The organism is Streptomyces rhizosphaerihabitans (assembly GCF_025399795.1).
GTDB classification, from domain to species: Bacteria; Actinomycetota; Actinomycetes; order Streptomycetales; family Streptomycetaceae; genus Streptomyces; species Streptomyces rhizosphaerihabitans.
Window position 1 is genome coordinate 1 of record NZ_JAODTZ010000082.1, and the last position, 26,446, is coordinate 26,446.

A 26,446-nucleotide genomic window follows, 5' to 3' on the forward strand; every position below is an offset into this window, starting at 1 on the left:
GGTCGTTTTCATCAGTAGAGTCTGTTTGATCCAAACATGTCGCCGTGACGAGACTCGACTCTTGAGGTGCCGGCGCTCCTTGCGGCCAGTGCGACTGAGCGGACGACCGGATTGTCTGCCTCATCCCAGCAAGCCTGTCTCACTCCAAAGAATCGCCGTATCGGCGATTACGCCTACCGCGGCGCGCTCTGACCCATTACATGAGAGGTGCGAGTGGCCTTCTGGGGATGCTGGAGCGGAATAAATTGCGTGAAAACGACCTCTAAGTAGGTGTTTTTGATCCCTGTCCGTGAGGGGGTACGGCTGAATGATCTGGGTTGCGTGTGTGGCTGACGGGACGACTCGGCGGTACTGGTGCTGTGATCCGCTGCCGCTGCCGCAGGCGACGGCAGCGGAGGCATCAGCAGACCCGGCAGCGGGCCATCGCGATGCAGCAGGGTGAACAGGCGGAGTGCCCGGTTTGTGCCAGGTTATGGACGGCGAGACTGAGGCCATGAACACCCCGGAAACCACCCTCGCCAAGAACAAAGACATCGTGCGCGCGTTCATCGACGCGCTGTTCACCAAGGGCGACCTCGGCGCGGTCGACGAGTACCTCGCCGAGGACTTCGTCGACCACGACCCTCCGTTCAACGCGCCTGCCGACCGCGAAGGCCTCCGCTCCGCCGGCGCGCTGTTCCGGGAGGCATGTCCCGACTGGCACAGCGAGCCGCACCTGATGATTGCCGAGGGCGACCTGGTCGTCGAGCACTTCACCGCCAGCGGGACGCAACGCGGTGAACTGCTCGGGGTGCCGGCCCCGGCCGAAGGCCGCCCCTTGACCCTGCACGGAACCAACATCTTCAGGATCCGGGGCGGACGTATCGTCGAGCGGTGGGGCCGGCCCGACGAACTCGGCATCCTGCGTCAACTGGGGATCGTCCCATCGCAGACGTAGCGTCGAAGCCACGGCAGCGGGCCGCTACGGCGAGGCATCAGGGAGTGTCTAATAAACGGCGGATCTGTTGATCATGGAGACGCCAAGTGAGTGAGAAGACGGTCGAGCACGAATCCGCGGCTGAGTCGGTCGGTGTGGCCACGTCAAACGAACAGTTGATCGCGATGCTGGTGGAGCGGGCCCGGAGTGAGGGCATGCAACTGACCGGTGCGGGCGGGCTGCTGCAGCAGTTGACCAAGCGGGTGCTGGAGTCCGCTCTGGAGGGTGAGATCACCGATCACCTCGGCTATGACAAGCATGATCCTGTGGGGAAGAACAGCGGAAACAGCCGCAACGGCACCAGAGCGAAGACCGTGCTGACCGACGTCGGGCCGGTCGAGGTCGAGGTGCCCCGTGACGTCGAGGGCAGCTTCGAGCCGCAGATCGTCAAGAAGCGGCAGCGCCGGCTGACGGGCGTGGACGAGATGGTGCTGTCACTGTCCGCGAAGGGTCTCACTCACGGGGAGATCTCCTCGCACCTGGCCGAGATCTACGGCGCCGAGGTCTCCAAGCAGACCATCTCTACCATCACCGACCAGGTGATGGAGGGCATGACCGAGTGGTCCAACCGGCCACTGGCCCGTGTTTACCCCGTTTTGTTCGTGGATGCCATCAACGTCAAGATCAGGGACGGGAAGGTCGCGAACCGGCCCGTCTACGTCGTCATGGCTGTCACCAGCGAGGGCACCCGAGACATCCTGGGCATCTGGGCCGGCGACGGCGGAGAGGGCGCCAAGTACTGGCTGCAGGTGTTCACCGAGCTGAAGAACCGCGGCCTGGACGACGTGCTGATGCTCGTCTGCGACGGCCTCAAAGGCCTCCCGGACGCGGTCGAGACCGTCTGGCCCCGCACCATCGTGCAAACGTGCGTCGTCCACCTCCTGCGCAACAGCTTCCGTTACGCCGCTCGCCAGGACTGGGACAAGATCGCCAAAGCGCTCAAGCCCGTCTACACCGCACCGAACGAGAGCGCGGCGGCCGAACGCTTCGGAGAGTTCCAGGATGCCTGGGGGAAGAAGTACCCGGCGATCATCAAGCTGTGGGAGAGCGCCTGGGCCGAGTTCGTGCCCTTCCTCTCCTTCGACGTCGAGATCCGCACCGTCATCTGCTCGACGAACGCCATCGAGTCCGTCAACGCCCGCATACGCAAGGCCGTCCGCGCACGCGGGCACTTCCCCACCGAGGCCGCCGCCCTGAAGTGCATCTACCTGGCACTGATGAGCCTCGACCCGACCGGCAAGGGCTGCAAGCGCTGGACCATGCGCTGGAAGGCACCCCTGAACGCCTTCCAGATCGCCTTCAAGGGCCGGCTCACCCCGGCCAACAACTGAACCTCAACAACCAAGATCAGCCGTTAAATTGACACACCCCCACGGGGTCATCGAGGTGCTCCTGGTGAAAGGGCTTCCTGGACGGCCGGGTTCACGGGCGACGGCCCACCCGCTCGGCGGACTGCTGGGCGCTGTCGGCCACGCTCACCCGCCCCCGGTCGCCGCGTACCAGCGTCCCCATGATCCCCGCTCCAGTCAGCACGGCCGTGACGTGCAGCGCCACGGCGACCGCGACGTTCTCCGGGTAGCTGACGTCGCTCGGATGCGCCAGCGCCACGTACACCGTGGCTGGCAGCCTCCAGCCGCTCCACGCGAACATCGAGCCCGATCCCAGCCACGCCAGCGCAAGCAGGAGCGGATACGGCAGCCGGGTCGACCGGCGCCGGACGAGAGCCAGTACGGCGGCGGCCGCGACGAGAGCCCAGCACGCGCTGACCCCAACCAGTACATGCCAGCCGGCTGGCCGCTCATCGCGGTGCGCGATGCCCAGCGAGCCACCGGCCGCCCAGTAGAGCCAGAACAGGCCGGTCACGGCGCCGCTCACGGCGGGCCACAGCGGTCCTGAGGAGGTGCGCATGCTGGGTGGCTCCGGCCGGCGCAGCGCGTGGGGCCAGCGCCGCCACAGATAGGCGGGAAGCGCGATGGCCAGCGCGATCCCGGTACCCACGAAGCTGCACTGGAGCAGCACCGCTTCCCAGCCCGGCATCGCCGCGTCACTCCCCGAGCTACCTGAGCCTTTCAAACTCCCCGCCCCAGAGTTCACCAGCGCGCTGACGACCACGAACGGCAGGATCGACACCAGGAACCCCGACCCGACCCAGGCGAAGAATCCCACCAGCCAGCCGGGGATCCGCATCCCCCACGGCCGCACCAGCGCCAGCCCCAGCGTGATCCCGGCCGCAGCCATACCGATCGTGACGGTGTTGAGCACCAGCCACCCGCCCAGGCTGAACCCCCGCCCGACCGGCAGCAGCCCCAGTAACGAACCGACCACCCACGACACCTTGATCACCAGATACGGCACGAGGGCCGCCGCCGCCCCGTACGCTGCCGCACGCCCAGTCCGGTCCCAGCGCTCCACCACGTCTCCCTCCGATGGGGATCCCCATGCTCCGGGGCCCGCGCACCCCTCCGCATCAGCCCTCAGGCGCATCCCGCTCCGCCGCTGGTCTGACTCGCCCCTCCACCCTGCGGACCACCCCATATGCGCACCACGGCGTCGCGGCCCGAGCCGCGTGCAGGCACCGAAACATCCCGAAGTCATCGCAGTTGACGATCAGCAGCCGGGCATCGGGCAGACAGCCCCAGTGGCTCACTCAACCCTCTGCAGGCGTGACGGTCGCGGGGCCGGGGGCCTCACCCATGCCAGCAGTGTGAGACCCGACCAGACGTCGCGCACGGGAACATAAGCGCCTCGGAGCGACAGTGCCGTCATTTTTCGTGAACATCCACGACCTTGCCGATCGCCAACTGCCGCGCAACCAATGAACAAACGCTGCTGCTGGACGTGAACGAAGCCAGACCAGTGGCAGCCCACCCCGCGCCATACCGATCAGCAATCAACCGACCCGCATCATCACCAAAAACATCAGCACCAGACCGGCATCCGTGTCACCACTCAAACCCCCGACCACGACACACCGAACAGCAGAAACCACTCACTACCGCACTGACATCACCATGCCGAACCACCGCCGACAAAAACCCGCAGATCATCACGAAGGCGCCATGGACCGGTAGCCGGGTCGATCATGTCTGTACGTCGCACGCTTTGGTGATGGCCGCTCGGAGCTGGAGCCAGGTGGGTTCTTCTGCCGTTGCGGTGTCCACCGTTGCCAGATCGTCCGAGTTCCAGGTGCGCTCTCCGTCTGTGAGGACGAGGTGCTCTTCCAGGTCGCCGCCGTCAGGAACCTCGGACGTCGCGTCGAGGAACTCCGAGACCGCTGACGCTGCGGCCGTGGACGCGTCGCTATCGTCCGTGGAGTGGGTCGCCCCGGGGTCGGACCGCACGGACACGAGCATGAGTTCGCCGCCGCTCGCGAGGACGAGTTCGCCTGTCGCCGTGGCGGCCAGAGCAGACACGGAAGATCCGGCCAATACGTCGTGCTCGACCGCGCGCGGGGTTTCGATGTCGACCTCGACCAGGGCTCCGGTGGGTGTTCCGACCCAGAGCACGCCGGGCCGGGCTCCGAACGCGAGGTTGTGCCGCGACCAGGCGTACATCTGGTCGAGCCACTCCTGCGGACAGGGGTAGCCGGGGCTGGGCTTGCCGAGGGTCATCGCGAGGACGCGCTGAAGCGACGGGAACTCGAACACCTCAAGCGTGTTCTCGTAGGCGTTGCCTCGGATCGCGAAATGACGTCCGTCCGCGCTGAAGAGGGGCGTCTCATAATCATCGACGTCCAAGATCAGGGCCCGGCGGAGCAGACGCATCGCACCGGTCGGGGCCCCGGAATCGACCTGCGCGAACAGGCCATGCGTCGCGGCCTGGTCGCTGGTCAGCGTGACCACCAGTCCGCCGCCCGGGTGTTGGGCCACGCCGGTGTCCCACGGCCGCCCCGAACTGACGGCCCCCGAAGCCAGGTCGATAACGTCCGAGCTGTCCCACCCGTCGCCTGAGGACGGCGATGCCCACAGCGTCCTGCCGTCCGGGCTGAATGCCAGACTGCGGTAGTCGGCGGTAGAGGGAACACCGTCCACCGCAGAAAGCCCGGCAGGAGTCCACTGCACCACGCCGCACTCGCCGCCTGCCACCACGAGCCTCGGCTCGTCGGGATGCCAGGCCAGTGCGGGCGTCCGCTCGATCCGCTCCCAGCCGAGGGCATCGGCATAGCCATCCAACTCGGCACCGACAGAGCCGAGTTCGCGCAACTGCCCCGCCTCGCAGCTCCATACGTGAACCGCCGGACGCTCCCCGTCCAGGCCAGCCACCAAAGGAAGGCGCGGGTGGCACACCAAGCGCTCGACAGGACATCCACTGCTGACGCGCACACGCGCCATGGCCTCAAGATCAGTCACGCCGACACCGTAGCCGCGGGTGCTGACACATAAATCGACGAGCACTCTACGAGGAAGCCACGGCCCGCCTGGGCCGGGTGTGGTCGGGAGGTTGCGGGCAGCCGTGCATCTGTTCGGTCATGGCCCAGCGGTAGTGGTAGTGGGCGCTGCACAGCGGCCAGATTGTCGCCGGTTCAGACGGGAGCGGCCGCCTTTTGCTGTTCTTGCCGACGCGGGCGCGGGCGCGTTTGGTGCGCGGTGGCTGTGGCGGCCGCAGTCTGCATGTCTCGGCGAAGACGGTGAGTCCGGGAAGACTCCTGCCGGAGAGGGGGTCTTCGGTGAGGAGGGGGAGGTCGGTACGGGTGAAGCGCTGGAGGTAGACGGCGGCCAGGAGCAGGGGCCGAGCCCAGGAAGGTACGGGGTGCTGCATGCAGAACTAGCGCTGTCCCAACGAGTCGTGAAGGGTGATCGTGGCGGCGTCGGGGGGCGATATCGGCGAGGTAGACGGTGCCGAGCTGGGGTATGGAGGCCGCGGTGAAGCAGGCTGTGGCCAGAGCCGCCGTCAAATGCGGGTGGGCGGTGGCCGTACGCAGGCGGTGGGCCACCTCGACGGCGGTGAGCGCCGGCAAGGCGGGCGGGTAGAAACCGCGCCGGTGAGCGGTGGGGGCCGTGCAGCGGCAGCGCGGCTCATCGCCGTCGATAGCGGCCAGGGTGGTCAGCGCTGGCAGGTTCAGCCACCGGCCGGCCAGCGGACGCGTCGGCGTGGAGGGAGCAGGAGCTGCCGGGACGGTCGGGGCTGACATCTTCGGCCGCCCCGGCGTGGGGCCGGGCAGAGCGGCAGTGGCATCCGCGATGCGGTGCGGCACGGCGCGCAGGGCACGCTCCAGGGCTGTGGGGATACGACGTTGGTGGCACACCAGGGGCAAACTGGGCCCGGCGCGGTCACGCAGGGCGAGCAGGGCCTCCAGGCGGGCCTCGGTGAGCAGGTGGGCGCGCAGCACTGTCAGGTGGGTGATCCCGCAGGCCAGAGCCCACGCGGCCGTGATCGCCCAATGCGCGTCGGTGTCGTGGTGCTGGTAGCAGGTCAGTGGGACGGGTTTGCCGAGTGCGGCCAGGACGTCCCAGGCAAGGCCGGTGAGGGAGTCGGTGCCCGGGGTGGGGTGGACGGTGATACGGCCCTGACCGGGATCGTGGTTGTCGAGGGCTGCCAGGGTGTGCGGCAGGTCGTCGAAGCGGTCCCACACCAGTGTGACCGGCGGCAGACCAGCCGAAGGCGGCATCAGGCCGCCCGGCGGTGGCGGAGCTTGCTGTAGGCCCAGCGCAGCAGTTCCTCGTCTTCGCCCCCGGCCGGTTCCCAATCTGGGAACGGGCCGTGATCACCCGTACCGATGACGGCGGCGTACGGCGGTTCACCGGGAACCCCACACCTCTACTCGGGATCCTCACCCGGCGGCGGCTGCGTTTCGGCAGGTCAGCACATTCCGTCGGTTGGCCACCTGTGGCTTGGCCGAGATCAGCGTTGGCTGGCAGGCTTGCTTGGAAGTTCAGTGCGGCTGCCCCGGCAGGAGTAGACGATCTCCACCGAACCACCGGGGAAGGCACGCTCGCGCTGGAAGGTCAGCCCGGTGTCGGAACTGAGCATGGGTGTCAGTTGCATCCCACCGCCGAACAGCAGCGGCAGTACGACCAGTTCGAGGGTGTCGAGTGCGCCGAGGGCGTGGAACGTCCCGATCGTCTGCGGGCCCCCGATGAGGTGGACGTCGCCACCCCGGTTGGCCGAGCGGAGCTTCTCCAGCAGCCGCGCCGGGTCACTGTCGGTGGTGACGGGATCGGGGGTGCCGTCCGGACGGTGCGAGCCGAGCACGAACACGTCGAGGTCCGGCCATGGCCAGCGGTTGTTGGTCAGCGCGGGCTCGAAGGTGGTGCGGCCCATCAGCGCCGCCTCGCAGCCTTCGAGGAACTCCCGGATACCGTGGCTTTCGCCGGAGACGAACGCGGGGTCGGCAGTCAGGGCGGGCCACCCGTTCGGTGTGGTCACGTAGCCGTCGGCACTCATGCTCATACGGGCGCGGATCTGCATGTTTCTCCTTGGGGTGTCCGGCGGCCGGCTATGTAGTCAGCAACCCGAATCGCTGGTCGACGAATGGGCATCACTTGTTGATCACAGAGCCGCGGCCTGTCCGGATTCTGCTTCGCGGGTCGCGTCTCTACCCAAGCGTCGAATGGGAGACCCACCGATCGACACGCTGCCGAGGAATCTTCTCCCACAACGAGATCATGGATCCGTGGCCTCGGTATCCGGCCGCATCTCCCGCTCGCGGGTCCCGGCCTCGTCCCGGCCAGGACCCGGTTGTGACCGCGCATCCGTAATGAGTACGGACGTTGACGAACTGGCACTCCGCAGCCCGTACGAGGGTTCACGGAAGCGCGGTCACAACCAAGTTCACTGAGCGTGAGCAGCACGCCCGATGCCCCTACGGACACCGCGAGGGGGCGTTTCCGCTTGGGACCTGGGTGGCGGAACAAGCGAAGGGCGTACGGGGTGGGGCAGATGACCGGCCAGCGCGCGGCTCGGCATGGGTGTGGAGCGTCGCTGACGAACGCTTCCCGGAGAATCTGGAGGCCGCGAAGGCGTACTACGAGGACCACTGGACCCTCTGTGCTCCGAGGTCGGCAGCGGCCCTGGACAGGCCGGTGGGGCAGTGGTTGAGCAACCTGCGCCGCGCGGGTGCGCTGGAGGGCCACCCGGAGTGGGAGACCGCGCTCAAGGAGATCGACGAGGACAGGAACCCGTCGTGGCCGGCGGACTGGCAGCGGCACTACGCCGCGCTGCGTGAGCCGGCGGCCGACGAAGAGGGCCAGGCGGAGGTTCTGCCCGGGTTCACGGTCCACGCGATGGACATCGGGAAGCGGCTGCCCGGCAGCGCAAGCCCGAGGTCTGGCAGGCCCTGACGGACGGGCAGCGCGAGCGGCTCGGCATCACGCCGCTCGCCCCGGAGCCGGAGGAGTCCGCGAAGCCGTCCACGACGCCCGTGGGGGCCCTTCGAGCGGGGCGTAGCAGCTCTGACGCAGTACAAGACCCGCACCGGCACCGTCACCGTCCCCAGGGCTCATGAGGAGCGGATCGTGGTCGACGGCCAGGAACACACGGTGAAGCTGGGGTTTTCCTCAGCAACAGCAAAAGCCGCCGCGCGAAGCTCACCGCTGACAAGCTCGCCGCACTCGCGCGCTCGGACTGGAATGGGCGACGTGAGCGAGCCGGAGAGCGTTGCAGAACTGATGACGCCGCGGGTCAACGACAAGTGTTTCAAGGCTGGCGACGTCGCCCCTCGGCATTCTCCTCGTCAGAACCGGGACTGGGATTGGTCCCAATTACTGACATTTAACACCCGAGCTGCCAATGCACTACGGCACCTCGGGTGCAATATCTGGTGACATCATGCTATTTCATGAAACATCATGCAAAATAGGAAACTCCGGATCTTTCCATCAAAACTCAATCCGATCCGTAGTCGAGACGGCTTTTCTGTCTGGCTCAAAGTGGGTAAGGTGATCACCCCGGCGTCGAGGAATTAATCGATTTGCTCGCGCCATCAAACAGGGAGAGAACATGAAAAGATTTAAATTAGTTTTGGCGATAGTTGGAGCCAGCGCTCTACTGGCCGTCACGACGAGCCCGGCTTCCGCGTTCGACCCGGCATTCAATATGCGCACCCAGCCCATCGCCCAACTGCCTGCCACGAATGCCAAGACATGCATCACGCGGCATATCGAGTTGGCCGCGGGCACCTACACATGGAGGCTGTCAGGGCTCGAAACCGGACCGTCCTACCGCTACAACCTCGCCTTGAACAAGGGCTTCTACCAGTGGACGGACTGCCTGGAATACTCGTCACCCGGTGATTACTGGCAGGGTTCAGTGCTAGACCCTGACGCGGCAGGCCTGCCCAACGCAACGCTGGGCAATTGGGATTACAGCCAGGGCGGATCCTACTACTGGGGCAGCATGTTGTCCTAGTGAGCTAATCGGTGCCCGGGAAGAATGAACCGGACGCCATTGCCGGATGCCGAAAAGGAGAAGCTCCGGTGGTAACGCTACGGGCATAAAGCATCACCAGGCTGTCCCGGAATAATTCCACTGAGTGATCTCTTTAAGAGGGTGTCTCACGTGGTGGTGCTTCAGCTACTCGATCGTGCTCGTGAGAAACGTGTGGAGCTCGGCGGCGAGGTTTCGCATCTCCTCGCCGGCCGCGTGCACGGTGGTGGTCTCGAAGTGCCACTCCTCGGACGCAGGCCGGTCGTGGATGCCCCACGTCAGGTGGACGTAGCCGCCCGGACGGTGTTCCGCCGAGATGGTCAGGTCGCGTTCCAGAGAGCGCCAGGCGCGCTCCTTCCCAGCCGCGGAAGTCCTCGGCCAACGAGGAGAGGAAGGTGTCGAGGCCGTCGCCATCCCACGTCCGTACCAGGCTCTCGATGCTCACCCATTGCCCGCGAGCTTTCACGAGAAAGTCGAGTGTGGGGTCGTCCCCGAACGGTCTTGTCGGCTCGGAGAAAAGCAGGTGGACCGGTCGCGGACCGGTGTCTCCCACGCGTACCCCGGGGCCGTCTTCGATCATTTGCGCAGGTTAGAAGTCGGGGAGCTCGATGACCAACTGCTATCCCCACACTGCCCCGAGCACGGGCAGCAGGCGCCAGTTGGGGCATGATCGTCCGCTATGGCTGTGGATCTTGCGCGGGACCTGGTCCCTGATGGGTTGTGGAAGATTGCCGCGCCGCTGATACCGCGGTTCCGGCCCAGACAGCAGGGTGGCAGGACAGTGCCGGTGGCGGATCGGAAGGTGTTCACGGCGGTGGTGTACGTGCTAACCAGCGGTTGCACGGCCTGGACAGTCGACGGGGGTACGGCGAGCCGAGCACGATTTGCAGCCGGACGCGGAAGAGGCGGTGATAGGGCTCAGCCGGGGGTGCCGGGCGAGGTCTCCGGGTGACCGACCCCGAGGCTGCGCCGGGTTGTCGGCTGGGCTGGGAGATGGCTTCCGACCACTCCGCGGGCCCGCAGTTCGCTGAGATCGGAGAGGCGGATGCCGGGCAGGGCGTCGAGGAGATCAGCCTGGGTGGCGCGGATGCCCTGGGCCGGAGCCTCGGGGCCGGCGCCGAGCGTGCGGCGGGTGGTCACGGTGATCATGGTACGGGCGCCCTGAGTCCGGTTTCGGCCCGTCTCGGTCTCCGCGTCAACGGCTTCGCCCGTCGAGGGCCTCGTCCACGGAGTTGTCGATGATCTCCTACAGGCCGTTCAGGGTGCGCTCGTGTAGCCACCGCCAGGTGGTGAGTAGCGCTCCGTAACCGGGGTCTAGCGAGGAACGGGCTCACCGGCCGAGCTGCTGACCTGATCCGATGCTCTACCAGGTGTGGCCGTGGTTCTGTGCTGGCCCAGCGCCGGGCCAGCACGAGGGCCGCTTTGCCGCGTGCTCGTACCTGGACAGTCCAGCTCCGGTTGGCGTCTTCACGGGAGTGTCTCTCGGGCCGCCCGGCTGAGTGTGCGTACCGGGCGGCCGTACAGCGGGGTGCGTCGGGTCAGAAGTTGGAGATGACGTTTGTCAGGATGTTGGAGATGGTCTTGGGGTCGCGGGCGTCGTAGGTGCTGGCGTGGCTGAGTTCGGCGATCTCCTCCAGGTACGTCTTGCAGGTCTTCTGGCCGTTGTGGCAGGAGTCGGGATCTGTCTTGGTGTCGGCGTCCTTGCCGTAGGCGATGGTGAACACGCGGACCGGCTTACTGGTGTCGGTCAGTTTCTTGCGGAGCTGGGCGAAGGTGGGCGGGGCATCCGCGGGATCGTTGTTGCCGTCGGTGAGTACGACGACGGCGTTGATGGCGTGGGGGTCCCAGTGGGCGCGTAGGGAGTCGACGGCGTCGGCGACGGCCTTGTTCAGCGAGGTCGCACCGGTGGCCTGCAGGCCCTCGATGCTGGCCTTGAGATCCTCGCGGTGGCTGTTCTTGCCCGATCCCATCGCCTGGGGCGCGCTGACCTCTTTCACCTCTTTGGCGAAGGTCCACAGGCCGACCTTGTCCCGGTCCGTGAACCCCTCGAAGAGCGGTCCTTCGGCCTGCTTGACGAGATCGAGCCGGCTCGGTTCATCTGTGGCCTTCTCGCTGGTGCCGCTGCGTACGCCCCAGTCCATCGACCCGGAGGTGTCGATGACCGTGAGCACGTTCGCGGGCTTGCGCAGCTCGCGCCAGGAGGCCAGCAGTTTGTCCAGGACGTCCGGGGTGGGCGTGCTCAGCGGTGTCAGCTTCTCGTCCAAGATCCCGTTGTCCGCGGTGGGCTTGGTGGGGACCTTGTCGGGGTTGGTGCGGAAGCCCAGCTGGGTGAAGTCCTCACGTGCGGTGTCGGAGGTCAGGAACTTCCGGAAGTCGTCGGCGACTTTCTTCTTGGCCGGCCCGATGTCGTTCAGCTCGATGTAGGGGTGGTCGGAGTACAGAGCCTGCGAGGCGGAGCCGTCCGTTGCGGTGGAGGTGGTGTCGGTCGGGTAGAACGCGACAAGCTTGACCTTGGGCGCCTTGAGCTTGTTCCGGTCGACCTTGCACTGCGGGTCGTTGGACTCGGTGCCGCACGGATAGCCCTTGTTGTAAGCCAAGACCGCGTCCTCCTCCACGGTGACAGCGGAGATGTAGGAGGTTGCATCGCCCTCGTCGTCGGCGCGGCGCAGGCCCGCCAGGAACGTGAGTGTCGTGCTGCCGTAGTGGACGACGGAGTTCTCGATCGACCGCACCACGTTGCGGGCTTTCGGGTTTTTGAGATCGTCGGGATTCATCTCCCCCGTCGTCCCGATCTTGGTGAAGAACGCGCTCATGGTCGCGTTCAACCCTGAGGTGGAGTACTCAGGGTTGGTCTTGCCGAGCGTGAAGTCTCCCCACTCCGGGTGTCCCTTGCTCTTCCAGAAGTCCGGCTGAGCGGCGTAGCCGGCCAGCTCCTTCCAGCCGATCTTCTTCTTGGGCCAGCCCAGGACCTGGGCCATGGGCCGTGGCATGGCAATCGTCAGCGGACTGGTCACCACCGACGGACCGGCCGTCTTCGGCAGACGGTCCTTGGCCGCACCCGTGGCACGCTGCCGTGCCACCGCCAGCCACATACGCGATGCCGGCGACCACACATCCGGCTCGGGCCCGTCATCCTCACTCCAGCCCCGCACAAGCGCCCGCATGGCACTGCCCGAATCGATGCTGGAGATGGCCACGTCCACGCACTCCCCACCGGCGGAGCGGGCACCGTACTGGTGGGCCAGATCCTGCAGGGGCGCGGACTTGTCCGTCGACGCCGCGATGTGCAGGGTCACCGACGGCTTCGAGCATCGCGGCAGGGAACTGTCCGGCTTCCCGTCCGTATGGCTGCCGTCGTCTCCACCCGGCCAGCCGGGAACGACCGTCACGCCGACAACCACCATGGCTGTAACCGCGGCGATGCCGATGCCGACCCGTTTGCGCGACAAGGCCGGCTTCCCTGCGCCCCGGCTGGCTCCAGTCCCCCAGCCGCGCCACCTCCGCGGTGGAGGTCCGGACTCCCCGGGGGGCTTTGAACCGGCGATCTCCACCAGTACCGGTGGAGGTTCCGGTGAAGGTTCGGGCTTTGTCGCAGCGGTCTTCCACCCCTCGACCAGCTCCTGCGGGGTGTACCCGCGGGCATCTTGGCCCTGGCCAGCCGCAGCCAGACTCACCCCGGCCGATGCACAGCACGCCAGCAACTCCTCGGCGAAGGAGTACAGAGCACTGCGTTTAGAGCCGTTCAGGTCGCGCAGGGTCTTGTCCGCAGCATCAGCCAGGCCCCGCAGGTCCTTCCAATCCTCGGGATCCGGGGCCGCACACGCGGTGAGGTACAGAGCGAGCGTCGGCGCGCTCGGAAGGTCCTGACCGTTCGTCAATTTGGAGACGGTGCCCTTGTCGCAGTGGATGGCGTCAGCCACCACCTGCTGGGTCCGCTCCGGGTCACGCACGCGCAGGTTCCACAGTGCACGGGCGAGCGCCTCGATCGGACTGCGCAACGGGTCCAGGTCGCGTCCCGGGTTCCCCGGCCCCGGCTGCACCTGCGCCATCACGCGCCCCGCACCGGACGCTGCGGGGCGAGCAGCTCCTGGGCCACTCGGGCAGAGACCAGGCCGCCGCCCGTGGCGCAGGCCAGCGCGGTCGGCAGGTCATACCCGGCCAGCACCAGAACCACGACCACGATCTGGATGAGGACGAACACCCCCACCCGCCAGCTCGGCCCCCCCGCTACGCATGCCGCGGCAGCCGGCTTCTTGTACTGCTTCTTTCCCACGGTGCTTCTCCTCTGGTCCGGACACATGCACTTGACAGCCACCGGGCCCGCCCAATGCGTCACCAGCTGCAACTGGTGACGCCGGGCCCTCGGTGACAAGACCAGCGTCGAGCAACACACGGGCCAAACAAAGGACTTACCTGTAAACGGCAACGCTGCGCAGTCAGTTCGCAACATCGAGTGTTGGGCGTCATCACGCCCGCCAACGTGTTCGCAGCGCCCGGCAACCGCACCCCTGGTACGCCGTTGCACCCCATTCGCCCTGCACCCCGCGCCATTGAATCGCCGCAGGTCACGGCATGTTGGAATTGTTGCCGATCCAACTCCGCAACATTGCCCCCCGCAAAGATCTGTGTGGATCACACACACTGGAATCGGTCCCTCAAGCAGGGATCAGCGGACGTCCACTGGTCCGGACACCGCACCCCGCGGCCGGTCCGCCGCTGCAACGGCGGGCCGGCCGTGTCACCAGCTGCGGCAACAAAACGGAACCATCATCGAGACCGGCACCGACTCCTACCGGCTCGCCAGCACCCGAGCCCGGGCCGAGGAACCGGTCAAGGCCAGCTGAACCATCCGCGTCCGCCCCGCCTGCCGCGGGGCGGACTCACAGCCAGGGCACCTGAGCCGGCCGTGAGATCCTCTCCATCATGATCGAGAGCGAGCACAGGCAGCGGGCGATAGCAGGCGTCGAGGCCCACGTTCGCGGCTTCTTCACCGGCCATGCGATCACGGTCAGCGATTACGACCTGGGACGTGGACGAAGGGAAGCCGTTCCAGACCTGAGGATCCTCACCGTCAGCCCGGGACCTCGCGCCGACAGCTGGGCCTACATCACCGCCGGCTGCTGGTCCACGGTCGAGACGGACGGCCACGGCCTCGAATTCGTCCTCACCACGCCCGTCCGCGACGAACGCTTCGCTGATCTCCTGGCCATGACCGCCTACTACCACGCCGATCACCACCTCGATCTCGAGCACAGCCTGCCCATCGGGGAGCCCTGGCTGCCCGGGTCCCACTGCGACCACCTGCTGATCAGCCTCCCCTACCTCCATGGCCCTGACCTGGAACGCTGCCCACTGCCGGACGGCCATGCCCGCATCCTCTGGGCCCTGCCGGTCACCGCAGCCGAGATGGCATACCGCCGCGAGCACGGCCACGAAGCCCTTGAGCAGCTTTTCGACGAGAACGCGGTGGTCCCGACCGATCCAAGGCGTCCATCCGTCGCCTGAACCTCGCGGGCACAGTCCGGGCACGAGCGGCAACCGGGGAGTCCTCCAGTACCGTCAAAACTCGTCGACATGTTGAGGCACAGTGATCACCGATTGCTGCCCAAAGCCATCGGCAAACGCTGTCCGCCTTCAGGTTCTGGCTCAACTTCCGGACGCTGTTGGTGATCTTCATCTGCACCCGGGCGCGTGCGGGGCGGGACTGGTCTCACAGACTCGGCATCAGATCGGTCAGCGGAAATGCCCTCACATCCTCAGGAGGGCGCGACAGGTGCAGCGTGGTGTGGAAGTAGCCGTCAGCCTCCTTCCCATACGGGTCCTCGCCGCCTGCGGTCACCGCTTGGATGGCGTACTGCTGTTCATCCGCGTCTGTGAAGCGTCGTTGCGGGAAGGTGTGCGTGGTGGCCTTCTCGGTGACCAGGCCGTGTGAGGCCAGGCATGCTGCGATGGACGCGTACGAGGTCGTGCGCAGCACGAAGGCCGCAACCCACGCCGGGACGTGGACACCGGCCAGGAGCCGCTGGAAAGTGCGGTCAGATAGGAAGGTCGCCCCTCCGGTGATCGTGATCAGCCGGGTGGGCCGCGCGGCGCGGAGCAGGGCAGGGGAAGGAGGCGCGGTTTCGAGGTTCTCGGCGAAGCCTTCGTCCAGCAGGCCGGCCGCGCGTGCGTAGGAGATGGCGTTCGCTGACATATCGAGTCCGATCACCCGTGCGACGTCATGGCGTCGACGAGCCGCGTAGTAGCTGTGGTCCCACTTGATCAGCTCGGCTGTGGTGAGCTCGGTGGCCTGCGGTGACGTGTAGTGGGAGTAGAGGTCGTCCAGTGTCACCTCATGGTTGATGAGGGCCGCATTGATGCCGTACGAGCAGCAAATGTCCAGCACTGTTACCGGTTCTGCCGTGCGGACTGTCTGACCGCAGGCCGTGAGCGCCCGCCGGAAGATGTTCTGTCCGTGATGGGGCACCTGGTAATCCAGTGGGCCCAACGCCCGGAAATAGGCCCGCGGATCCGGCTGATCGTAGATGTGGTCGAACGACGTCATGCCCGATGGGACGTGAGTCCGCGACGTCCGCGCGTCGCCGGCAGCCGATGCTTCCATGCCCGTGTTCCGCGCACTGCTCATCCGGGTTCTCCTCACGCAGTCCAGGTCTACCGTCCCGTCAGAGTCAGCGACTCCAGTGGGCTATGGGAACAAGGCGGGAGGAAGACCAGCCATACGCCGCAGCAGGCAAGGTGAAGATCACCAACAGCATCGATCTTGTGATCGGCGACAGAGTCCGAAATTCCCCAGGAGCTGGCCGACGTTCGGAGCGTCCGTCCTGCGGGCAGCGGAAAACCGTTCGACAGGCCTAGCCGGGATGGAGCATGATCCGCGCTCGTGACGACGCCGAAGGAGCTCCTGATCCAGGCCGCCGCCCGCAACAACGCCGAGTGGTGCGCGGCGATGAGCCGATCGCACGGCCTGGCGGGTGAGTTCAGGGCACAGGCCTGGGCCGCCCCGGCCCGAACGCCGTTGTATTACCCCGACGCGGTGACGCTGGTGCCAGCGGCTGACTCGGCCGTGCTGGCAGCCCGGATCGACACCACCGCGCCCGGCGCCTCCGTCAAGGACAGCTTCGCTGACCTCGACCTGACGGAGGCCGGCTTCCAGGTGCTGTTCGAGGCACAGTGGATCCACCGCCCGGCGAGTGCGCCCGCCGCCGCATCGGACCTTGCCTGGGACGTGGCGGGCGATCTGGACACGCTGCGCGCCTGGGCGCTCGCGTGGGACGACGGGGGAGGCAACGCGGACCTCTTCCGGCCCGAACTGCTAGACGACCCGGCCACCTTCGTGCTCGTCGGACAGTCCCCTGACGGCCGGGTGATTGCCGGAGCGGTGGCGAGTCGCAGCGACCAGGTGGTCGGAATCTCCAATGTCTTCGCTCTGGACGGCGGCCCTGACGCGGCCTGGCCGGTCGTACTCGACGCGGTGCACTGGCTGTTCCCCACCCTGCCGGTGGTCGGCTACGAGCACGCCGACGACCTGGCGGTCGCCGTCCGCCATGGCTTCGAGCCGGTCGGTCCGCTGCGGATCTGGCTGCACGTCTAGGCTGGCTCCAGGGCTGCCCGAGCCGCCGCTCGCGACCACGGCCCCATGGAAAACGTCGCTGATCTTATGATCGGGGGTCAGGTTCTGTGCAGGATCCGCCGGTGATGCCTGCTTGGCCGGAGCCCCCCGGGGGGCTCCGGCCAAGCAGGCGCAACCAGACAGGAACTCCACCAAGATCGCAGGCGAGCCGGACGTAATCGGCAGCAGCGGAAGGGAGCAGGAAGAGGTGGCACGGGCAGGTCCCAGATTTGATCCGGGTGCGCCTCCAGATCGTCCTGCGTGAGCTGCTGTCCAGAGCCGTGAGCACTGCCTCCCGAACTGCTGTCGAATCGCTGCTCTGTGACGGGAACAGAGCCAGGCGGAGCACCTTCAGCTGCCTGCGCCAGTGCGGGTCGGCGCCGTGCGCGGTCTGGACGGTGGCCTCCAATATCCACGCGCTGCCAGGGGAGGCCAGCGAAGTGGTGATGCTCCGGCGGTAGGCGCCGCCACTGACAGAACGGTCAGCCGATCCGTCAGGAACGGGCGTAGAGCAGGGCCATGACGGCGGCCGCGTACGCCCGGGACCGGTCCCAGACCGCGAAGTAGTCAGTGTGCATCTGCCTGGCCTCCTCGGTGCGGGCGGGCGAGATCCGGATGCCGTTGCCGTGTCCCAGGAGAAGGCTGGCGCGGCGGCTCATCTCGGGGCCAAGACCGCGGACCGGCTCCACCGGCTCGCCTCCTTGAAGCGTGCCGTCGGGATGATAGGCCTCGTACAGGCCGGCGCGCCCCCGGTAGCCCGCGCGGCTGGCCTGCAACAGCCGCGCCTGCGCTGCGACCTTCTGTATCAGTCCGGCCCGACTTCGAACGCTTCGCCCGCGCGTTGGCCGACGGCCACCTTCGCCGGGCAGCCGACCTTCGTGAGCGCGGGCACGCGCTGCCCGGAGCGGCCACCGCCCTCGATGCCCTGGACGCCGACGGTGTCCGCCAGACTGTGGTGTCCGGCAACATCCGCCCGGTTGCCCAGACCAAGCTGTCCGTCTTCGGCCTCGACCGGCACATCCTGTGGGAGATCGGCGCCTACGGCGAGGACCGCGAAACGCGTGCCGACCTCGTCCGCCTCTGCCTCCAGCGCGCCGACACCAAAACCCGAGATGCGGTACTGATCGGGGACACCCCCGCCGACGTGCAAGGCGCGCACGCCAACGGTGTACGGGTGATCGCCGTGGCCTCCGGACGCAGCGACGAAGCCGCCCTGCGCGCCGCTGGCGCCGAGACCGTTCTCTCCGACCTGCGCGACACCGAACTGCTCGTCGGACTCGTACGCGGCATCGAATAGGACACCCCCAGCCTCGCGGGTTTGTCTCTTTCGTGAGCTGAGTTGCGCGTGTGGGTAAGCCATTTGAGGGTCGTCGCTCAGAAGTGCTCGTCGTGCCAGGGTTTGTCATCCGTAGTGCTGCGGACACCTCCCCCCTGCTCGCGGCGGGCAGCGGGCGGCCTCAAGGAACGAGGCGGGCAGATGCACTCTGTTGGCGCCGAGTCGGCGTTCCCATGCCTGCTATCGTCCGCATTGTTCTGCTACCGCGGACGCGGGCTGACCTCCCGGCGTCGCCAGATTGGGAGCCTTTCCTGTGAGCAGTGACGATGCCGTCAGCCGACTTCCGGCACGAGCCTTCCGGCTTGTCGTCACGGGCGGTGGCACGGGCGGGCACACCTATCCGGCGCTCACGGCGGTACGGACCCTGCAGGCCAGACTCGGTGCTGCCGGCAGAGCCCTGGATGTTCTGTGGGTCGGAACTGCGGAGGGCCTGGAAGCCCGGGTTGCTGCCGCCGAGCACATCCCGTTCATCACGGTGGCCACCGGCAAGGTGAGGCGCAGCAGCAACCCGCTGAAGCTGGTGTCCCCCGCCAATGTGCGGGACATGGGGCGGGTGCCGCTCGGTGTGGCGCAGGCCCGCTCGATCGTCTCCGATGCCCGTCCGGATGTCGTGCTGGCCACCGGCGGCTACGTGGCCGTGCCGGTGGGCCTGGCCGCCCGTATGTGCCGCCGTCCGCTCGTCGTCCACGAACAGACCGTGCGGCTCGGCCTGGCCAACCGTGCGCTCGCCCGTGCCGCAACGCGCTTCGCCGTATCCTCGGCGTCCTCGCTTCAGTACCTGCCGGAAGGCTCCCGTGCGGCAGCGGTCGTCACCGGAAATCCGGTGCGCCCTGAGGTGCTGTCCGGTTACGCGGACAAGGCCGTCGAAGCCCTTGGTCTGGGCCGGTTCGACCGCACCCGCCCGACCGTGTACGTGACAGGAGGTGCGCAGGGATCGCAGCAGATCAACCGGCTTGTGGGCGAGAGCCTGCCCTGGCTGCTGTCCCAGGCCAATGTGATCCACCAGTGCGGGCCTGCTCACGAAGCCGGGCTGCGGGAGCAGGCGACGGTACTGCCCCGTGAACTTTCGGACCGCTACGTGGTCATGGGCTTCGTCGGCCCGGAGCTGCCCGACGTCCTGGCCCTCGCGGATGTGGTGATCTCCCGCAGCGGTGCGGGCACGATTGCGGAGCTGACCGCGCTGGGGAAGGCGGCCGTACTGGTCCCGCTCGCGACCTCGGCCGGCAACGAGCAGGAGCACAACGCCCGCCACCTGCAAGACTCCGGTGCGGCGGTCGCCCTGCTCGGCACGGCGACGCCCGACACCCTGCGTGAGGCGGTTGCGCCCCTGCTCGCTGATCCTGTCCGCCGCGCCGACATCGCTGCCCGCGCCCGGTCGCTCGGCCGGCCGGATGCCGCCGACCGGCTGGTGGACGTCCTGCTGTCCGTCGTCACCGGCGAGTAGCAGGGCTTCTACAGCAGATGTGGGCGGGCGCCGTCCACGATGACCTTCACGCATGCGGTGAATGCCGGGTAGGCGTCCTGCCAGGGGTCGTGCACGTCCTCGCCGTCGAGGTACAGCCGCAGCTTTGCCGCGCTGGTCTCGTCGGCCAGTCCGTGGAGCTCGCGCAGGACGGCACGGTCCATCGCCAGCACGGTGTCGGCCCACTGCAGCATCCGGTGGTTGACCTTGACGGCGCGGTGGTCCTCGATGTCGTAGCCGGACGCGGCGGCCGCCCTGATCATGTTCGTGTGGGCGCCCTTGCCCACGTGCTTCTCGCGCAGGCCGGCGGAGCGGATCTCGACCGTGTCGCCGCCGAGCTGGGCGAGGACGGCTGCTGCGATCGGGGATCGGTTGTGGTTGCCCACGCACACGACGAGGATGCGGCGCCAGCGAGGGAACCGGCCGGTGCCGTTCTCCCCCGCGTCGGAGTCCGCGGATGGCGCCGTGCTTGTTTGGTCGGTCATGGTGTCTCTCCAGTCTGGTCGGTGGCCGGTGCGTTGGTGGCCCACGGCGTGGGCACCTGTCATGACGTCGCGCGAAGTGCCCGGCTGAGCGCGGCCACGGCGAAGTGGGCGGCCTCCTCGCTCAGGGCCGGGTGGAACGGCAGGCTGAGGATCTGCCGACCGGTCTCGTCGGTGACGGGCAGCGGGCGGTGCCAGGTGGCGAATGCGGGCTGTGCGTGGTTCGGCGGGTAGTGCACGCCCACCCCGATGCCCTGGCCGCGCATGACCTCGAACACGGTGTCACGCTGGTCGGCGCTGACGCGCACGACGCAGTTGAACGGCACGCTGCGGTCCACGTCGACGTCGATGAGAGCGGCGGTGTCCAGCTTGCTCAGCGCGTCCCGGTACGTGCGCCACAGGTGCGTGCGCTTGGCCGCGACGGTGGAGAAGTGTTCGAGCTGGACCAGGCCGAACGCGGCGTTGATCTGGGACAGTTCGCTCCTCAGGCCCGGGCCCTCGACCGCGTACGACGTGATCGAGGCGCGTTCCTTCCCTGACTGTGCGAGCCCGAACAGACGCAGGCTCCGGGCTTGGCGTGCTTCTTCGGGGCTGCGCGGCACGATGGCGCCGCCCTGGCCCGTCGTCAGGTTCTTGATGGGGTCGAAGGAGAAGCACGTCAGCGCCCCGGTGCTGCCGACCATCCTGGTGCCGGTGCGAGAGCCGAAGGCATGGGCGGCGTCCTCGATGAGGAGGATGCCCCGCGCGTCGAGGACGTCCCGGATGCTGTCCAGGCCGACGGACCTGCCGCCGTACAGCACGGGCATCACGGCGCGTGTGTTCGGGCTGAGCGCGCCCAGAACGCTGTCGCTCGTCACACACAGCGTGGCCGGGTCGACGTCGATGAACCGGGGCGCGGCGCCGACGGCCACGATCGCCTGGACACTCGCGCAGAAGGTGAGCGAGGGGACGATCACTTCGTCTCCCGGGCCGATCCCGGCGGCCTGCAGGCCGATGACGAGCGCTGTGGTCCCCGAGGACACCGCGACCACATCCTCGACCCCGAGGTACTGGGCGAGGGCCTGCTCAAACCGCTCGGTCAGTGGACCGTGCCCGTACTGGCCGGTGGGCAGCACTGCGGCTATCGCCGCCGCCTCACCGCCGTGCAGGAAGGGACTCGCGTTTTGGCCGACCCCGGCCGGAAGGGTAGTCGTCTGCATCTGTGCCTTTCCCTCTCTTGATGGCTGGCGGGATGACGCCGGCGGCGCGTTCAGACACGTTCGGGGACGTTGCGGGCCTCGGTGGAGAGCACCGCGACGTACTTCGTCAGGCAGACGTCCGGCTCGTACTCGAGGCGGTCGTGGTCGACGTCGCGGTGGAACAGGGCGTTCACGGTCTGCCTGACCATGTCCGCGCCAGCTGCTTCGCTCAGGAGGAACCCGGCGGCGAACCGCAGGTTGATCTCTGTCATGACGACGCGGTCGGAGCCGTCCTGGGTGATGAAGCCCTGCACGTCGGCGGGCCCTACGGCCCCCACGGCGGCCAGGACGTCCTTCACCCGTGCCGTGGCCTCGTCGTCGTGGAAGGTGGCCGCGACCATCGACATTCCGCCGTGGACCATGAGCCGCTTGCGCAGCACTACGGAGGCCCGGCCCTGCCGGTCTACGAGGCAGTCCGCGGAGAACTCCTGGCCCTCGACTCTTTCCTGCACGATGGGGTCGGTGACCAGTTCGCACAGGATTCTCGCCTGCGTCTTGGTGGAGCAGAAGTACAGGTCCTTCGAGCCCTGCCCGCGACGCGGCTTGACGACGAGCCTGCAGTCGTCGGGGACCTGGCCGATCTCATCCGGCAGGAATGTCGCCGGAGTGGGGATGCGGTGCCTCCTGACCACCTGGTCGAAGACCGCCTTGTCGATCGAAGCCTTGGCCGCGGCCGGCGGCGGGAGCAGCGTGCTCACCCCGAGGCCCGTCAGCTCCTCCCGCATGTCGATGAGCAATGGCAACTCGTGCTCGACTGTCGACACAAGCCCTTCGACGCCCAGGTCGGCGCACAGCTGGCGGAGATCCCTGGCGTAGTTGGGGCTGTCGGCCCGCGCGACGGTGCGCGCGGTGATCCCGGGGATCAGGAGCCCCGGCGCGAGGGGGTTCGAATCGGTGCCGATGACCTCGTGGCCGAGCTTGAGCAGCTCCATGGCCAGATCGAGCCCGGGAGCCCCGCCGACTCCGGTGACCAGGATCCGCCGGGCTGTCGTCCCCTCCTGCATGATGCGTCCTCTCGTTCGCAGGCAGGTGGGCGCTATACGGCGGCGGGACCGACCGCGGTGGGGACGGGCCACCAGTCGGGGTTTTGCCGGTACCACTCGACGGTCTCGGCGAGGCCCTCCTGGAAGTCACGCTGCGGACGGAAGCCGAGCGCCTCGGCCTTCTTCCAGTTGATCGAGTAGCGGATGTCGTTGGCAGTGCGGTCCGGCACGTAGGTGATGGCGTCGGTGCTGGCTCCGGTTTCGCGGACCAGGAGCGTGGTGAGCTCATTCGTCGTCAGGTCCGTGCCGCCGCCGAGGTTGTAGACCTCTCCCGGGATGCCCTTGCGGAGCACCGTCTCAACGCCCTGGCAGTTGTCCTCCACGTGAAGCCAGTTGCGCACGTGCTCACCATGGCCGTGCACGGTGACCTGCTCCCCCTGCAGGAGGCGGGTGACGAACCGCGGGATGATCTTCTCGGGGTACTGGCAGGGCCCATAGTTGTTGCTGGACCGGGTGACGCACACCGGGACGCCGTAGCTGTGGAAGTACGCGGTCGCAATCATGTCGCTGGCCGCTTTCGACGCGGAGTACGGCACGGTCGGCCGCAGCTGGTCGTACTCCATGGCGGAGCCCGACGGCAGCGATCCGTACACCTCGTCCGTCGAGGCGTGGAGGAACTTCCGGATCCCGGTTCGCCATGCGCAGTCCAGCAGCGTCTGCGTGCCGAGTACGTTCGTCGAGACGAAGTTGCCCGCGTCGGACAGGGACCGGTCAACGTGTGACTCGGCCGCGAAGTGGACCACCGCGTCGTGCTCGCTCATGAGCTGGAGCGTGAGCGCCCGGTCGAGGATGTTGCCGTGGACGAAGGTGAACTTCGGTGAGGACAGCGCCGTCTGCAGGTTCTTGCGGTTCCCCGCGTAGGTGAGAGCGTCGAGGACGGTCACCTTGGTGATGCTGTCGTCCTGCAGGAGCCGCCGGGTGAAGTGCGAGCCGATGAATCCGGCGCCGCCCGTGACAAGGACCTTTTCCATGTGTCTGGCCTATCTGCGAGTCGGGTGAGGGGACGGCTGAGCGCAGTACGCGTCGCGTGCGGGGAGATCGGTCAGACGCTGGTGCAGGCCGCGTACTGCGGGAGAACACCGGCGGCCATCGCTTGGCGAAGGCTGGGTGCCGCGGCGTCCTTTGCCGAGAGGACGGGGGCGATGTCGGCTGGCCACCTGATGCCGATGTCGGGGTCCAGCGGATGCACACAGTGCTCGCGTGCCGGGTCGTGGCCTTCGGACAGCAGGTAGACGAGAGCCGAGCCGTCCTCAAGCGACAGGAAAGCGTGCGCCAGGCCCTCGGAGAGGACGAGCGCGGTGTGGTTGTCCTCGTCCAGCCGCTCCATGTGCCACGTCCGGAAGGTGGGAGAGCCCTGCCTGAGGTCCACCACTACGTCCAGAACGGCTCCCGACACGCAGGTGACGCCCTTGGTCTGGCCCGGCGGCATGTCCGTGAAGGCAATGCCGCGCAACGCACCGCGTCTTGAGACAGAAACGTTCGCCTGCATCAGGCGCAGGCTTCGGCCGGTCGCCGCTCGCAGCGCATCGTCCCTGAACCACTCGGTGAACGAGCCGCGGTTGTCGTGGTGGGTGACCGGCTCGTACTTCCATGCTCCTGGAACAGCCAGCGGACGCAGATCCGGTGGGGTCGTCATGAGTCCTCCTTGTCGTGACTCCGCGCTCGGCGCGGAACTACGGCGCTCGACGGTCCGCAGACGTGGGGCACGGTCCTGCCTGCGGGACGTTCTCGAGCGCCGCCCGGCGCTCCGGTCAAGGTCAGGAGACCGGGCGGCACATTCCCAGGGAATCGGCTCTCGTGCCTGCGGGGGAGGCACACAAGGGGGGCTAACAGATCACAGGACAATCCGGGGGTTTTCCGCAGCCCGGTCCCGGCCTACGCTCGGGCCACCCCACGGCAACGGGGCCGCGGGGCCCGAACTGATGGGGGGCCGAGTTGGCAGGCACACAGCGCCGCACCCGGGTCCGCAACGAGGAGCTGGCGCGTCTCATCCAGGCGGCCGGCGCCAGTCACAAATCTCTCGCTCACCAGGTCAACCGGATCGCTCGGGAGGCCGGGCGGGAAACGAAGTACGCGCACACGAGTGTCGCCAATTGGGTGAAATTGGGAATGGTCCCCCGCGAACCCGTTCCGCGCTATCTGGCCGCTGCGCTGGGCGAACGTCTCGGGCGGACCGTCACGGTCGAGGAAATCGGCATGTTCGACCGGCAACGCGGCGAAGGCGATATGGGGTTGGATTTCCTGCGCGACCCCTCCGATGCCATCCGCGTCGCCGCGACCTACTGGAGAACCGTGGACCGCCGAAAATTCGTCCGCAACGGATTCGCTGTCTCTGCCTTCACGACCCCCGTCACCCGATGGCTGACCCAGCCCGCCGACACCGCCACCGTCCATCAGGGCGGCCGTCAGGTCGGGCGCGCAGACCTGGACGAGCTGTGGCAGGCCGCCGACGAAGCCCGGCTCTGGGACTCGAAATACGGCGGAGGGAACTGGAAGACCAGCTCCGTCACCGAATGCCTGCGGCTCCGTGCGGCCCCCCTGCTGTCCGGCACCTACTCGCAGGCCATCGGCAAAGAGCTCTTCTCCGCCACCGCCGAACTGTCCCGCGTCGTGGCCTGGTCCGCATTCGACATCGGCCAGCACGAGGCGGCGCAGCGCCACTTCGTCCAGGCGCTGCGCCTCGCCCGGGCGGCCGCAGACGTGCAGGCCGGCTGCTACGTGCTGACCACGATGGCGCTGCAGACCCTGCTGCGCGGCTACCCGCAGCAGGCCGCGGACATGGCCGAGGGAGCCTACGAGCGCGCCAAGAACGTCGCGGCCCCGCGGGTCCTGGCCTTCGCAAAACTGATCGAAGCCCGTGCGCACGGACGCGCACACGACGCGAAGGCGGCCGGTGCCGCGCTGGCCCGCTGCGAGAACCTGCTCGGCTCGATCCGCCCCGGCTCGCACGATCCGGAGTGGCTGTCGTACTTCACGCACGCACGCCTGGCAGCGGACGCGACCGAGATCTACCGCGACCTGGAGAACCCGCGAGCGGCATTCACCTGGAACGAGCAGGCCGACGCCATGCCCTGCGACCAGTTCACCCGGGCCGTCGGCATTCGCCTGTCCGTGCTCGCCAGCAGCCACCTCCAGGCCGATGACCTCGACCAGAGCCTCGCCACCGGCTCCCGGGCCCTGGACGTCCTTCGTACGGTGTCCTCGCCGCGAGCCCACGGGTACCTCCGCGACTTCACCGCGTCCCTGGAGCCATGGAAGAAGGACCAGGCCGTCTCCGAGTTCATCCACCGGACACGGACCGAGCTCACCTCTGCAGCCTGAGAAGGCGTTTGATGCAAGCGAAGAACTAGGTCACGCGGAGTGACCGTGCCTCCGGGCTCTCATGCCGGTCGCTGGTTCCCGTGTGTGCCGGGCCGTGCCAGGTGGCTGCGCCGGTTCCGGCTGCGCAGGCGTCCTGGGCGGCTAAGACCTCGGCGAGCAGCGGAATGTGGTCGAGGGTCCTACCAAGGCTTTGAGCTTGCCATTTAACGACCGGCGTCGAACGCGGCTCGAACTTGATCAGCGTTTTCGCACTTCAGCGGACACGTGGGCGGCCTTCGTCTGATCCTGTGCTCCGTCACAGAGTGGATCAGCGCGAAGGCCGTGGTCGTGAGTTTGGTGCATCAGGGCGTCCTGCGGGATGCGTTCGCGGAAGTGTCACGCTTCCGGTCGGAGTTGTACGCGTGTCTGACCGTGCGGGGCGACGCGTTGTTCGAGTTAGAAGTCATCTCATTTGGTGAGTCGGCGGTAGCAGATGAGGGTGCAGGCGATGGCGGCGAAGGCGAGGAAGTGTTCGGCTTTGCGTTCGTAGCGGCGGTGGAGTCGGCGGCAGCCGGCGAGCCAGGCCACGGACCGCTCCACGACCCAGCGGTGGCGGCCCAGGCGGGTGGAGGACTC

The 26,446-nt window shown here is 67.5% G+C and carries 25 protein-coding genes and 2 pseudogenes; 11 read left to right on the forward strand and 16 right to left on the reverse strand.

The genetic code is table 11. The features are described from left to right. Positions 1–493 precede the first annotated feature (493 nt). The gene (locus tag N4G66_RS42060; protein WP_261709600.1) at positions 494–937 is read left to right on the forward strand and encodes an ester cyclase; all 444 of its coding nucleotides are present in this window, start codon (positions 494–496) and stop codon (positions 935–937) included. A 164-nt stretch (positions 938–1,101) separates the two neighbouring features. Then, a complete protein-coding gene (locus N4G66_RS42065; protein WP_261709620.1) occupies positions 1,102–2,307 on the forward strand; it encodes an IS256 family transposase in 1,206 nt (401 codons plus the stop codon). A 91-nt stretch (positions 2,308–2,398) separates the two neighbouring features. Here the strand turns inward: N4G66_RS42065 and N4G66_RS42070 are convergent, their stop codons facing one another. From N4G66_RS42070 to N4G66_RS42085, 4 genes are all read right to left on the reverse strand, one after another. Then, complete coding sequence (locus tag N4G66_RS42070; protein ID WP_261709601.1) at positions 2,399–3,388, reverse strand: hypothetical protein; 990 nt, start codon at positions 3,386–3,388, stop codon at positions 2,399–2,401. Between the two features lie 668 nt (positions 3,389–4,056). Further along, the gene (locus tag N4G66_RS42075) at positions 4,057–5,325 is read right to left on the reverse strand and encodes a hypothetical protein (protein ID WP_261709602.1); all 1,269 of its coding nucleotides are present in this window, start codon (positions 5,323–5,325) and stop codon (positions 4,057–4,059) included. A gap of 173 nt (positions 5,326–5,498) precedes the next feature. Then, positions 5,499–6,584 (reverse strand): hypothetical protein, encoded by a 1,086-nt coding sequence (locus tag N4G66_RS42080; RefSeq protein ID WP_261709603.1) that lies wholly within the window; start codon positions 6,582–6,584, stop codon positions 5,499–5,501. A 233-nt stretch (positions 6,585–6,817) separates the two neighbouring features. Beyond that, complete coding sequence (locus N4G66_RS42085; RefSeq protein WP_261709604.1) at positions 6,818–7,384, reverse strand: dihydrofolate reductase family protein; 567 nt, start codon at positions 7,382–7,384, stop codon at positions 6,818–6,820. Positions 7,385–7,884: 500 nt separating this feature from the next. Here N4G66_RS42085 and N4G66_RS42090 point away from each other — a divergent pair, with 500 nt between their 5' ends. Both N4G66_RS42090 and N4G66_RS42095 read left to right on the forward strand, forming a co-directional pair. Continuing rightward, positions 7,885–8,256, forward strand: coding sequence for a helicase associated domain-containing protein (locus tag N4G66_RS42090; protein WP_261709605.1), 372 nt, complete (start codon positions 7,885–7,887; stop codon positions 8,254–8,256). Between the two features lie 658 nt (positions 8,257–8,914). After that, positions 8,915–9,322, forward strand: a complete 408-nt coding sequence (locus N4G66_RS42095; protein WP_261709606.1) for a hypothetical protein — start codon at positions 8,915–8,917, stop codon at positions 9,320–9,322. 165 nt (positions 9,323–9,487) lie between these two features. Here the strand turns inward: N4G66_RS42095 and N4G66_RS46150 are convergent. Beyond that, positions 9,488–9,920 (reverse strand): annotated as a pseudogene (locus N4G66_RS46150) (DUF6228 family protein). 99 nt (positions 9,921–10,019) lie between these two features. On the opposite strand from N4G66_RS46150, the gene N4G66_RS46155 reads away from it, so the two are divergent. Continuing rightward, positions 10,020–10,292: a transposase gene (locus N4G66_RS46155; RefSeq protein ID WP_391858974.1), complete on the forward strand. Its 273-nt coding sequence runs from the start codon at positions 10,020–10,022 to the stop codon at positions 10,290–10,292. Here N4G66_RS46155 and N4G66_RS42105 read toward each other — a convergent pair. The 3 genes from N4G66_RS42105 to N4G66_RS42115 form a co-directional block, all read right to left on the reverse strand. Continuing rightward, positions 10,259–10,480: a hypothetical protein gene (locus N4G66_RS42105; RefSeq protein ID WP_261709607.1), complete on the reverse strand. Its 222-nt coding sequence runs from the start codon at positions 10,478–10,480 to the stop codon at positions 10,259–10,261. The two genes, N4G66_RS46155 and N4G66_RS42105, sit on opposite strands and share 34 nt — an antisense overlap. A gap of 398 nt (positions 10,481–10,878) precedes the next feature. Then, complete coding sequence (locus tag N4G66_RS42110) at positions 10,879–13,389, reverse strand: substrate-binding and VWA domain-containing protein (RefSeq protein WP_261709608.1); 2,511 nt, start codon at positions 13,387–13,389, stop codon at positions 10,879–10,881. Then, a complete protein-coding gene (locus N4G66_RS42115; protein ID WP_261709609.1) occupies positions 13,389–13,613 on the reverse strand; it encodes a hypothetical protein in 225 nt (74 codons plus the stop codon). Before N4G66_RS42115 ends, N4G66_RS42110 begins: the two co-directional genes overlap by 1 nt. A gap of 484 nt (positions 13,614–14,097) precedes the next feature. Here N4G66_RS42115 and N4G66_RS45790 point away from each other — a divergent pair. Together N4G66_RS45790 and N4G66_RS42120 are read left to right on the forward strand one after the other, a co-directional pair. Further along, positions 14,098–14,184 (forward strand): annotated as a pseudogene (locus tag N4G66_RS45790) (ATPase); the annotation flags it as partial. 79 nt (positions 14,185–14,263) lie between these two features. Continuing rightward, a complete protein-coding gene (locus N4G66_RS42120) occupies positions 14,264–14,845 on the forward strand; it encodes a suppressor of fused domain protein (protein ID WP_261709610.1) in 582 nt (193 codons plus the stop codon). 205 nt (positions 14,846–15,050) lie between these two features. On the opposite strand, the gene N4G66_RS42125 is transcribed toward N4G66_RS42120, so the two are convergent. After that, positions 15,051–15,965 carry a hypothetical protein gene (locus tag N4G66_RS42125; protein ID WP_261709611.1) on the reverse strand — a complete coding sequence of 305 codons (915 nt, stop codon included), beginning with the start codon at positions 15,963–15,965 and terminating at the stop codon, positions 15,051–15,053. A 321-nt stretch (positions 15,966–16,286) separates the two neighbouring features. Between N4G66_RS42125 and N4G66_RS42130 the strand changes: the two genes are divergently transcribed. Next, positions 16,287–16,931, forward strand: coding sequence for a hypothetical protein (locus N4G66_RS42130; RefSeq protein ID WP_391858976.1), 645 nt, complete (start codon positions 16,287–16,289; stop codon positions 16,929–16,931). A gap of 512 nt (positions 16,932–17,443) precedes the next feature. Here N4G66_RS42130 and N4G66_RS42135 read toward each other — a convergent pair. After that, positions 17,444–17,725 (reverse strand): hypothetical protein, encoded by a 282-nt coding sequence (locus N4G66_RS42135; RefSeq protein WP_261709613.1) that lies wholly within the window; start codon positions 17,723–17,725, stop codon positions 17,444–17,446. A 65-nt stretch (positions 17,726–17,790) separates the two neighbouring features. On the opposite strand from N4G66_RS42135, the gene N4G66_RS42140 reads away from it, so the two are divergent. Further along, positions 17,791–18,246, forward strand: a complete 456-nt coding sequence (locus N4G66_RS42140) for an HAD family hydrolase (protein ID WP_391858975.1) — start codon at positions 17,791–17,793, stop codon at positions 18,244–18,246. 292 nt (positions 18,247–18,538) lie between these two features. Then, entirely contained in the window at positions 18,539–19,729 is a 1,191-nt protein-coding gene (locus N4G66_RS42145) for a UDP-N-acetylglucosamine--N-acetylmuramyl-(pentapeptide) pyrophosphoryl-undecaprenol N-acetylglucosamine transferase (protein WP_261709614.1), read from the forward strand. Positions 19,730–19,737: 8 nt separating this feature from the next. On the opposite strand, the gene N4G66_RS42150 is transcribed toward N4G66_RS42145, so the two are convergent. The 5 genes from N4G66_RS42150 to N4G66_RS42170 all read right to left on the reverse strand — a co-directional run bounded on the left by N4G66_RS42150 (position 19,738) and on the right by N4G66_RS42170 (position 24,146). Beyond that, complete coding sequence (locus tag N4G66_RS42150) at positions 19,738–20,232, reverse strand: arsenate reductase/protein-tyrosine-phosphatase family protein (RefSeq protein ID WP_261709615.1); 495 nt, start codon at positions 20,230–20,232, stop codon at positions 19,738–19,740. 59 nt (positions 20,233–20,291) lie between these two features. Beyond that, positions 20,292–21,428: a DegT/DnrJ/EryC1/StrS family aminotransferase gene (locus N4G66_RS42155; protein WP_261709616.1), complete on the reverse strand. Its 1,137-nt coding sequence runs from the start codon at positions 21,426–21,428 to the stop codon at positions 20,292–20,294. 50 nt (positions 21,429–21,478) lie between these two features. Further along, positions 21,479–22,471, reverse strand: coding sequence for an ATP-grasp domain-containing protein (locus N4G66_RS42160; RefSeq protein ID WP_261709617.1), 993 nt, complete (start codon positions 22,469–22,471; stop codon positions 21,479–21,481). 32 nt (positions 22,472–22,503) lie between these two features. Next, positions 22,504–23,481 (reverse strand): dTDP-glucose 4,6-dehydratase, encoded by a 978-nt coding sequence (gene rfbB, locus N4G66_RS42165; protein WP_261709618.1) that lies wholly within the window; start codon positions 23,479–23,481, stop codon positions 22,504–22,506. 71 nt (positions 23,482–23,552) lie between these two features. Continuing rightward, positions 23,553–24,146: a dTDP-4-dehydrorhamnose 3,5-epimerase family protein gene (locus N4G66_RS42170; RefSeq protein ID WP_315903757.1), complete on the reverse strand. Its 594-nt coding sequence runs from the start codon at positions 24,144–24,146 to the stop codon at positions 23,553–23,555. Positions 24,147–24,445: 299 nt separating this feature from the next. Between N4G66_RS42170 and N4G66_RS42175 the strand changes: the two genes are divergently transcribed. Further along, complete coding sequence (locus N4G66_RS42175) at positions 24,446–25,831, forward strand: sporulation protein (protein ID WP_261709619.1); 1,386 nt, start codon at positions 24,446–24,448, stop codon at positions 25,829–25,831. A gap of 447 nt (positions 25,832–26,278) precedes the next feature. Here N4G66_RS42175 and N4G66_RS42180 read toward each other — a convergent pair. Then, positions 26,279–26,446, reverse strand: a 168-nt coding sequence (locus N4G66_RS42180; protein ID WP_261709623.1) for a transposase, incomplete at its 5' end; no start/stop codon positions are given.

Bases quoted from the DNA above. Each gene is read 5' to 3' on its own strand.
- N4G66_RS42060 (WP_261709600.1), top strand. From the start codon at position 494: ATGAACACCCCGGAAACCACCCTCGCCAAGAACAAAGACATCGTGCGC.
- N4G66_RS42065 (WP_261709620.1), top strand. From the start codon at position 1,102: ATGCTGGTGGAGCGGGCCCGGAGTGAGGGCATGCAACTGACCGGTGCG.
- N4G66_RS42080 (WP_261709603.1), bottom strand. From the start codon at position 6,584: ATGCCGCCTTCGGCTGGTCTGCCGCCGGTCACACTGGTGTGGGACCGC.
- N4G66_RS42085 (WP_261709604.1), bottom strand. From the start codon at position 7,384: ATGCAGATCCGCGCCCGTATGAGCATGAGTGCCGACGGCTACGTGACC.
- N4G66_RS42095 (WP_261709606.1), top strand. From the start codon at position 8,915: ATGAAAAGATTTAAATTAGTTTTGGCGATAGTTGGAGCCAGCGCTCTA.
- N4G66_RS46155 (WP_391858974.1), top strand. From the start codon at position 10,020: ATGGCTGTGGATCTTGCGCGGGACCTGGTCCCTGATGGGTTGTGGAAG.
- N4G66_RS42110 (WP_261709608.1), bottom strand. From the start codon at position 13,389: ATGGCGCAGGTGCAGCCGGGGCCGGGGAACCCGGGACGCGACCTGGAC.
- N4G66_RS42120 (WP_261709610.1), top strand. From the start codon at position 14,264: ATGATCGAGAGCGAGCACAGGCAGCGGGCGATAGCAGGCGTCGAGGCC.
- N4G66_RS42125 (WP_261709611.1), bottom strand. From the start codon at position 15,965: ATGAGCAGTGCGCGGAACACGGGCATGGAAGCATCGGCTGCCGGCGAC.
- N4G66_RS42130 (WP_391858976.1), top strand. From the start codon at position 16,287: ATGAGCCGATCGCACGGCCTGGCGGGTGAGTTCAGGGCACAGGCCTGG.
- N4G66_RS42150 (WP_261709615.1), bottom strand. From the start codon at position 20,232: ATGACCGACCAAACAAGCACGGCGCCATCCGCGGACTCCGACGCGGGG.
- N4G66_RS42155 (WP_261709616.1), bottom strand. From the start codon at position 21,428: ATGCAGACGACTACCCTTCCGGCCGGGGTCGGCCAAAACGCGAGTCCC.
- N4G66_RS42160 (WP_261709617.1), bottom strand. From the start codon at position 22,471: ATGCAGGAGGGGACGACAGCCCGGCGGATCCTGGTCACCGGAGTCGGC.
- rfbB (WP_261709618.1), bottom strand. From the start codon at position 23,481: ATGGAAAAGGTCCTTGTCACGGGCGGCGCCGGATTCATCGGCTCGCAC.
- N4G66_RS42170 (WP_315903757.1), bottom strand. From the start codon at position 24,146: ATGACGACCCCACCGGATCTGCGTCCGCTGGCTGTTCCAGGAGCATGG.